The following is a 318-nucleotide window of genomic DNA, read 5'->3' on the forward strand; positions in this document are numbered from 1 at the left end:
ACAACAGACGTTAACTCAAAGAAAACGATCTCTTACGCAGCTATTTAAAGAAGTGAAATTCTCAAGGCTGCATAATGTTCCATGCGAGGAAAACTCCCACTTTCTCTGGGATCGTGGCTTTATGAATAAGGGCGAAGGTATTATTGCAAAGCGAAAGAGTAGTGCATATAAATTAGGAAAAAACCATCAAGACTGGTTCAAAATTAAAAATTGGAGAAAGCTACACGGTTTTTTAACAGCTTTTCATACAGCTAATAGTGACTTTACGGTGGGTGTGTTTGATGGAAATAATGTCCTTGAGATCGGTAAATGCAAACA

Annotated in this window: 1 pseudogene; it reads left to right on the forward strand. The window is 37.4% G+C overall.

From position 1 onward, the window contains the following. Positions 1–52: 52 nt before the first annotated feature. Positions 53–318: pseudogene (locus JKP73_RS22405) on the forward strand (DNA ligase D); the annotation flags it as partial.

It is taken from the genome of Virgibacillus salexigens, from assembly GCF_014905415.1.
Taxonomy (GTDB): domain Bacteria; phylum Bacillota; class Bacilli; order Bacillales; family Amphibacillaceae; genus Virgibacillus; species Virgibacillus salexigens.